We start from the raw sequence: 7,523 nt of genomic DNA on the forward strand, positions 1-7,523 counted from the left end.
CGTCCAGGGTCAGCAGTTCCTCGCCGGTGACCATCGACACCGGGCAGCCGCTGGTTTGGGTCAGGGCCGCCGTGTCGGTACTGTCGCCGTTGGGGTTTTTCGATTGGCTTGCGGCGTCGTCGTGGGGTTCGTCTTTTTTCAGTGTGGTATTGCGCTGCGCGTCCCAGCGCAGTTGCATCCGGCCCTTCTTTATTCCCGCCGCCACACCCCGCGCCGCCACGGTTTTGTAGCGGTCCACGTAGGACATGAAGCTGTTGACCACCGCGAAGATTGCGTTGATGAACCGCTGCGCAGCGGTTAGCAAACCCGCGCCAAGCTTGCCCAGGCGCATCGTCAGATAAGCAATACCGGCCCCCGCCCCGGCGAAGGTCAGAACCACGCCGATCAGCAGGTCGATCACCAGTTGCACCACCACCGTCGCTAAAGCTTCAGCGGTTTTGCCGGCGACTTCGCTGGGCGGCAGCATCTCCAGCCAGAGACTGGCGGTGCGCAGCAACAGCCACAGGGCTGCTTCGTCGCTGGCCAGCAGCTGCAGCTTGGCCATGAGCAGCGGCGTGTCATTCGCCAGTTTTTTTAGCTGATCAGCGCTCTCGCCCAACCGATCAGCAAACTCGCCGGGATCCTTGAGAATGTCCGACAGCAGACTGATGCTGTCCCACACTCCCTCGATCGCCTTCCAACTGCCAGCGAGCAAACCGTTGCCCACCGCAGCCGCCGAGGTCGCCAAGGACTGCTGCGTCCATTGCGGCTTGAACCCCTGCCACTCGCCGCGCAACCAGTCCGTCAGATCCTTGCTCAAGCCATCGTAGGAAGAAAACAGATCGGCGATTTGCTTGGGGGACACTTCGCCCTGGACATGAACCCGATAGGACTTACCCGGCGTCCCCTTGAAGGTCCCCAGGCCCTGGGCATCCAGGGTGACCGGCTTGACCTCGCCGCTGTCCACGTCCACCACATCCACCACGATGTCGCCCAGCGGAACGTCGTACACCGACTCGAACTTACTCTCGATGGTCATCACCCCGCCCTGAGGGCACTGGACAACGGTGGAGAGGAAATCATCGTCGCCGATGCTGACAGCGGTGGTGCTGTCACCGAAGCGAATCAGCCGCTCCATGCCCATCAGCGAGGGCAGGTCGGCCGCATGGCTGGCGCGGTCCGCCGTCTGGCTGTACCAGCGCTCGAGCTGCTCGCGGTAGAGCGTCAGGGTGTCTTTGAAGCTGTCGAGTTCCTGCTCGATACGGTGCACCTGATCCATCAGGACACGGATCGATCAAGGGCCGGCAGGGAAAAACGATCGAACATGGGCAGACGTCTCGCAGCACTCAGGGAGCGCGAGACTTTGCCGGGGATGGCTGGGGAAATAAGTCAGGGAAAGAGGCGGTGAATGTAGGGCGATTCGCTAATTTCGCCCGACTGCGTAAAGAATAGCCTGTGGATAACGCTAGAGTTCGTGACCTTCGAGCGCCTTGAGCTTGATCTCAGCCAACGGATGCCCGGCTTTCGCCGCCAACCCCCACCAGCGTGCCGCCTCTATCGGATCCGGCGCCTTGCTGGCGGTACCGGCCAGGCTGATCACACCGACTTGATAGGCAGCCTTGCCATCACCCGCCAGTGCCGCCAGGCGCAGCAGGCGAACGCCTTCTTCCCGGGCACCCAGCCCCTGGCCGCGGAACGTCAGGATATGCCCGTAGAAACTTTGAGCACCGACATCCCCCAGGTTCGCCATGCGGGCAAATTGGCCTTCCAGCCAGGACCAGCCACGGGGCTGGCGAACGAACCAGGCCCAATGAAACAATCGACGCGCCAGCCAATAACCGGCCCGTGCCTTGATACGCCAGAGCACTCAAGCCTCCGCAGATTCGGGGTACTCGTATTCGAATACCCGGACCACTTCCGAGGCGTGCCAGGAAGCAGCGGCCACGCCATCGGAAGGTCCGGAAAAGCGCCCGAGACGTTCAACGCACTCGAAGAAGCCGGTACGCGGCAACCGGCTTGCCCCTTGACTGATGACCAGCGAACTTCGCAGTGGCTGTTCAGCCCGGGCATCCAGCGCTGCCAAGTGTTCAAGCGCTGCGGTCAAGGTCTGCATGGCCGGGCTGGGAAGCTGCAAGCGCTCCAGCAAGGCCCGGTACGTCAATAAATGGCGCTGGCGGCGCGCCTGATCCAGTTCACCCAACAACCCGTCCCAATGCTGCCGACTGATGCGAACACTCACAATTGATCCCTCCAACCCGGCACCGTCAACTCCCAGGCCAGACTGCGCCGAATCGCGGCATCGGGCTGACGCTCGCCGCTTTCGATCATGGCCAGATAAGACGGGCTAATACCTACTGTGCGGGCCAACGCTTCAATGGCGATGCCCTTCCCTTCGCGCAAACTGCGTAATTGATCCAGACCAGGAAGAATCTGGTCGGGTGCCGCCGCATGACGGACTGTGGCTTCGTGCGGCGGTGCTTGATTGATGCCGGCTGCCTTCAATAGCGACTGGTACTGATCCCACGGTAAAACCGCGTATTCGGGCTCTCCGTCGCGTGTAATTATTTGAATATCCATGTCTACCCCGTAGGACAACAACACTTAGCGAGTCAGCTTTTTCCTTGGAAGTGTAATCCTAATAGCGGCTAAGGTCGCGGGGCGATCAATCTCAGAAGGGAAACAGAAGCCGGATCAGTGCTTTTTCTGCCCTTGAAGCTGGAGCTGTTCCGAGGTGTCGGGAAGCCGCTCGACTTGAGCGAGCTTGTCGGGGGATTGCCGATAACGCCAGGCGCGGAAGGCTTCGAGTTCAACGTCGAGGGTTTTCATGATCCATGCCAGTACGGCGATATCGTCAAACATGCCGAACATGGGCAGGAAATCCGGAATCGCGTCCAGAGGGCTGAGGAAGTACATCAGGCCGGCCACGATAAAAAGCAACGACTTGGCGCTAACGGCCCGATATTCGCCACGCCAGTAGGCCAGGCACAGGGCCTGCAGCAAACGCAAATCTTCCTTTAGCTTGCCTAACCGACCACCCTCACGGGCACCTTTGCTGGCGACGGCAAACAGCAACGTCGGCAATCGACCGCGGGCCAGCAGTCGTCCCGCCAAGGGCAGAAAACGCGCAAAATTCCACGGAGCCTTCATGTTTTCTCCCACTGAAATGTTATCCACACAAATTGTGGATAACCTTGTGAACAGAGCTGCATTTCCGCGCTGAAGCCCCCGTTAAATAAGGCCCCCGGTCAGATCGGGCGTTTTTTACTCACATAAAAAAACCCAACATTTCATTGACTTGACGGGCCGACTGGGTCTAGCACAGCGTCTGTATTGCCTATGACTGTAGTCCGCGCCGAGCGTTCGGTTTTTTGATGTTTACCAGCGCCCGGATACAACAACGCCCCGCATAAGCGAGGCGTTGTTGTTATAGACAGCCTGAGTTACTGGGCTGCTGCTTCTTTTGCCGGATCCTTGATCGCCAGCAGTTCCAGGTCGAACACCAGGACCGAGTTGGCAGGGATCGCCGGGCTCGGGCTCTGGGCGCCGTAGGCCAGTTCGCTCGGGATGTACAACTTGTACTTCTCGCCGACATGCATCAGTTGCAGGCCTTCGACCCAACCCGGGATCACACCGCTGACCGGAAGATCGATCGGGCTGCCACGTTCCACGGAGCTGTCGAACACTTTGCCGTCGGTCAGCTTGCCGGTGTAGTGAACAGTCACGACGTCAGTCGGCTTAGGCTGCGGGCCGTCGGCTTTCTTGACCACTTCGTACTGCAGGCCGGAAGCGGTGGTGGTAACACCTTCCTTCTTGCCGTTTTCCTCGAGGAATTTCTTGCCGGCGGCTGCCGACTCTTCGCTCATCTTGGCCATACGCTCTTCCGCACGTTTTTGCAGTGCGGCAAAGGCTTCGACCAGCTCTTCGTCTTTCAGCTTCTGTTCTTTCTTGCCGACGGCATCTTCGATGCCCTGGGCAACTGCTTTGGAGTCCAGGTCATCCATACCTTCCTGAGCCAGGCTTTTGCCCATGTTCAGGCCAATACCGTAGGAAGCTTTCTGCGCCGGGGTTTTCAGCTCTACGCTGGTCTGCGAGTCGCAACCCGCGAGTACCAGGCCAACCAGGGCCACCGCCGCCGCCAACCGATGCTGTTTCATGCTATTTCCTTGTTCATGCGCCAAAAGGGCAATCGAGTAAAGCCGCGAGCTTATCAGGCGGCCACGACCAATGGCTACCGGCATGTGAGCAGCAAAGCGATGATAAGTTCACGTGCGCAAACGCTTTTTAATCCTGGGCAGATGAAGCGTCTGTCATCTATTACATACAGGGACAAATTGCCACTTCCCACAACCCGAGAGGTAATGGCCACTTGCCGGCCACGCGGCGCTGAGGCATAAGGGCATATCAAAAAAAACAAGGACGTTACTGTGCGCCTGCTCTCTCGCCTTCTCTTGTTGCTCCTCGCGCTGCTCATCATCGCCGTGGCCGTGGTGCTTTATTACGTCGCCAATCCCCGCCTGCCGGCCTATACACCGGTCGAGCAGGTGCATTATCTGGATCAATGGAGCGCCGCCGAGCGCCAGACGTACTATTTCACCCCCCAGGGTACCCAGGTCAAAGGTTTGCGCTATGACTGGTTCACCGCCCTCGAATTGCCGTTCTCGCAACAGCGCTTTGCTTCGCCTGAATACCTGGCCCGATTCGGCTTTCTGGTGGACCCGGCGCAGAAAGCTTCGCCAGACAATCCTGGCAACCTGCCCGTAGGTTTCACTCGCCACCAGAATCCGGGCAGCGCCGACCAATTCCTGGATATCACCTGCGCCGCCTGTCACACCGGCGAGTTGCGCTTCAAGGGCCAGGCGATACGGATCGATGGTGGTTCGGCCCAGCACGTCCTGCCCTCAAGTGTTCCCACATTGCGCGGTGGCAGTTTTGGACAGGCATTGGTCGCCAGTCTGGCCTCGACCTACTACAACCCTTGGAAATTCGAGCGCTTCGCCCGCCAGGTCCTGGGGCAGGACTACGACGCCGGCCATGAACAACTGCGCAAATCATTCAAATCCTCTCTGGATACGTTCCTGCATGTGGCCTGGAACGACACGCACCGTGGCCTCTACCCCACCGAAGAAGGACCTGGCCGCACAGATGCCTTTGGACGGATTGCCAATGCCAGCTTCGGCGATGCCATCTCCGACAAAAATTACCGGGTCGCCAACGCGCCTGTGGATTACCCGCAGTTGTGGGACATATGGACATTCGACTGGGTGCAGTGGAACGGTTCGGCCCAGCAACCGATGGCCCGCAATGTCGGCGAAGCGTTGGGTGTCGGCGCTACGTTGAATTTCTTCGATGCCCAGGGCAAACCCTTGCAAGGTGATGCGCGATACCCCTCCAGCGTGCGCGTTCGCGATCTGCACAAGATTGAAGAAACCCTGCAATTGCTCAAGGCCCCGGAGTGGCCCCAGGAACTGCTTGGGCCTATCGATTTGCCGTTGGCCGCACAGGGCCGGGCGCTGTTCACCGAAAACTGTGCAGGCTGCCATGTCCCCAAAGTGGTTCAAGGCCCTGACAGGCCCGTCCAGCACCTGAACATGTTGCCAGTCAAGGTGATCGGCACCGATCCGGGCACCGCTAACAACATTGCCGACCACCGTTTCGATCTGACCAGCCTGCAATGGGATCCGGCCGAACTGGCCAAACTGGACGTACAACTGCATCCGACCCCGACGACCCCTCTGGATTTGAGTCAGATGTCGGTCGCCAAAGGCTTGGCCTACGTTACCGCGTTCGTGGAAGAGCGGGCTTACCGTGACGCGGGCGTCACACCGCTGGAGCGCCCGGCGCTGGATGGTTTTGGCCTGCCTATCGGCGTACGCGAACTGCGCGCCTACAAAGCCCGGCCGCTGGCTGGCGTCTGGGCCACGCCACCCTTCCTGCATAACGGTTCGGTGCCGACGATCTATCAGTTGCTGTCTCCTCAGGACGAACGGGCGATCACCTTCTATAAGGGCAGCTTCGAATACGACCCACGGCACCTGGGCTATCGCACAGAAGCCTTCACGAATGGCTTTTTGTTCGACACCCGGATCACCGGCAACCACAACAGTGGTCATGAGTTTCGCGCAGGTGAGCGGGGCAATGGTGTGATTGGTCGCCTGCTGCAACCACAAGAACGCTGGGCGTTGCTGGAGTACCTCAAGGTGCTGGGCGGGCCGCTGGAATCGCAACTGTGATGATGAACCCCTCAGGCAAAAGGATTGACCCATGCTAATTACGCTCTGGCTGCGCCTCGGCGCCTTTTTGGGCAAGACGCTCCTGTGGCTGTTGGGCATCGGGCTACTCGGCTGGGCGCTGTCCACGGCCTGGTTCGCCTGGCAACACAGCGGGCCGGTCTCGGATAAAGAGCAGATTCCATCTGGCGAAGCGGCCATGACCCAGGACATCATCCAGACCGCCATCCGCATCGTCGATCAGCACCGCGAAGGCACGCGCTACCTGCGCGATGCCCATGCCAAGGCCCACGGCTGCGTCATGGCTCAAGTGCAGGTGCCGGACGATCTGCCAGCACCGTTGCGCCAGGGTGTATTTGCCGAGTCGGGGAAGGTCTGGCAAGCGACGATTCGCTTGTCCAACGGCAACGCCTACCCGCAGTTCGACAGCCTGCGCGATGCGCGAGGGATGGCGATCAAACTGCTGGACGTGCCAGGCAAACAACTGCTGGGGGACCGCCAGTCGCAAGGTGAACAGGATTTTGTGATGTTCAACCATCCGAACTTCTTCGTCAGCGATGTCGCCGAATATCGTCAGAATGTGGCCGCCCAGGCCGATGGAAAAAAGGCGATGGCGTTCTTTCCGAGCCTGGATCCCCGGAGCTGGCAGATCCGCCACCTGTTCATCGCCCTGGAGACACTTTCCCCGGCCCCTGACAGCCCGACCCAGACCACGTATTTTTCGGTATCGCCCTATAAATTTGGCGAGGCTAACGCGAAGTTTCGCGTAGCGCCCGACCCGGATAGCTGCCCTAGCTACACCCTGCCCGCACAAAACCAGGCACTGCCGAATTTCTTGCGAAGCGCACTGACGCAACAGTTATCCACAGACCGGATGCCGGTGTGTTTTGTCCTGCAGATCCAGCGCCAGGACCCGAGCAAGTACATGCCGATCGAAGACACCAGTATTGAATGGCGAGAAAGCGATGCTCCGTTCGAGACCGTAGCGCGAATCAAAGTCCCGGCCCAGGATTTCGATACACCCAAATTGAACCTGGCCTGTGACAACCAGTCCTTCAACCCGTGGTTCGGCATTGAGGCACATCGCCCCATCGGCGGCATCAACCGTTTGCGCAAAGCCGTGTACGAGGCGGTCAGCGATTACCGTCATCGTCGTAATGCCGAACAGTAGATAACCGGCAAACGCCAGACGGCAAAAAGCCCGCTCATTGAGCGGGCTTTTTGGATGGCGACCTGGCGTTCAGTGTTCCAGGTTGCCGAAGATGGCGCAGCGGACGGGACTCGAACCCGCGACCCCCGGCGTGACAGGCCGGTATT

Annotated in this window: 7 protein-coding genes and 1 pseudogene; 2 read left to right on the forward strand and 6 right to left on the reverse strand. The window is 59.6% G+C overall.

What is annotated here, in order from left to right; translation table 11 throughout:
- The 6 genes and pseudogenes from MA884_RS27570 to MA884_RS27595 all read right to left on the reverse strand — a co-directional run.
- A pseudogene (locus tag MA884_RS27570) lies at positions 1 to 1,258 on the reverse strand (type IV secretion protein Rhs); the annotation flags it as partial.
- Between the two features lie 186 nt (positions 1,259 to 1,444).
- Positions 1,445 to 1,846 carry a sel1 repeat family protein gene (locus tag MA884_RS27575; RefSeq protein ID WP_256233456.1) on the reverse strand — a complete coding sequence of 134 codons (402 nt, stop codon included), beginning with the start codon at positions 1,844 to 1,846 and terminating at the stop codon, positions 1,445 to 1,447.
- The gene (locus tag MA884_RS27580) at positions 1,847 to 2,218 is read right to left on the reverse strand and encodes a hypothetical protein (protein ID WP_003179080.1); all 372 of its coding nucleotides are present in this window, start codon (positions 2,216 to 2,218) and stop codon (positions 1,847 to 1,849) included. It lies immediately after the preceding gene.
- The gene (locus tag MA884_RS27585) at positions 2,215 to 2,556 is read right to left on the reverse strand and encodes a helix-turn-helix domain-containing protein (RefSeq protein WP_256233457.1); all 342 of its coding nucleotides are present in this window, start codon (positions 2,554 to 2,556) and stop codon (positions 2,215 to 2,217) included. Before MA884_RS27585 ends, MA884_RS27580 begins: the two co-directional genes overlap by 4 nt.
- Positions 2,557 to 2,670: 114 nt before the next feature.
- Entirely contained in the window at positions 2,671 to 3,126 is a 456-nt protein-coding gene (locus MA884_RS27590; protein ID WP_256233458.1) for a YkvA family protein, read from the reverse strand.
- A gap of 293 nt (positions 3,127 to 3,419) precedes the next feature.
- Positions 3,420 to 4,133 carry an FKBP-type peptidyl-prolyl cis-trans isomerase gene (locus MA884_RS27595; RefSeq protein ID WP_256233459.1) on the reverse strand — a complete coding sequence of 238 codons (714 nt, stop codon included), beginning with the start codon at positions 4,131 to 4,133 and terminating at the stop codon, positions 3,420 to 3,422.
- 270 nt (positions 4,134 to 4,403) lie between these two features.
- Between MA884_RS27595 and MA884_RS27600 the strand changes: the two genes are divergently transcribed.
- The gene (locus MA884_RS27600; RefSeq protein ID WP_256233460.1) at positions 4,404 to 6,209 is read left to right on the forward strand and encodes a di-heme-cytochrome C peroxidase; all 1,806 of its coding nucleotides are present in this window, start codon (positions 4,404 to 4,406) and stop codon (positions 6,207 to 6,209) included.
- A 31-nt stretch (positions 6,210 to 6,240) separates the two neighbouring features.
- Positions 6,241 to 7,377, forward strand: a complete 1,137-nt coding sequence (locus tag MA884_RS27605; RefSeq protein ID WP_256233461.1) for a catalase family protein — start codon at positions 6,241 to 6,243, stop codon at positions 7,375 to 7,377.
- The last annotated feature ends 146 nt before the right edge of the window (positions 7,378 to 7,523 follow it).

Origin of the sequence: Pseudomonas sp. Q11 (assembly GCF_024494355.1) — a bacterium.
GTDB classification, from domain to species: domain Bacteria; phylum Pseudomonadota; class Gammaproteobacteria; order Pseudomonadales; family Pseudomonadaceae; genus Aquipseudomonas; species Aquipseudomonas hefeiensis.

Excerpts from the sequence above, each read along its gene's own strand:
- MA884_RS27585 (WP_256233457.1), bottom strand. The coding sequence starts at position 2,556 with ATGGATATTCAAATAATTACACGCGACGGAGAGCCCGAATACGCGGTT.
- MA884_RS27605 (WP_256233461.1), top strand. The coding sequence starts at position 6,241 with ATGCTAATTACGCTCTGGCTGCGCCTCGGCGCCTTTTTGGGCAAGACG.
- MA884_RS27590 (WP_256233458.1), bottom strand. The coding sequence starts at position 3,126 with ATGAAGGCTCCGTGGAATTTTGCGCGTTTTCTGCCCTTGGCGGGACGA.
- MA884_RS27595 (WP_256233459.1), bottom strand. The coding sequence starts at position 4,133 with ATGAAACAGCATCGGTTGGCGGCGGCGGTGGCCCTGGTTGGCCTGGTA.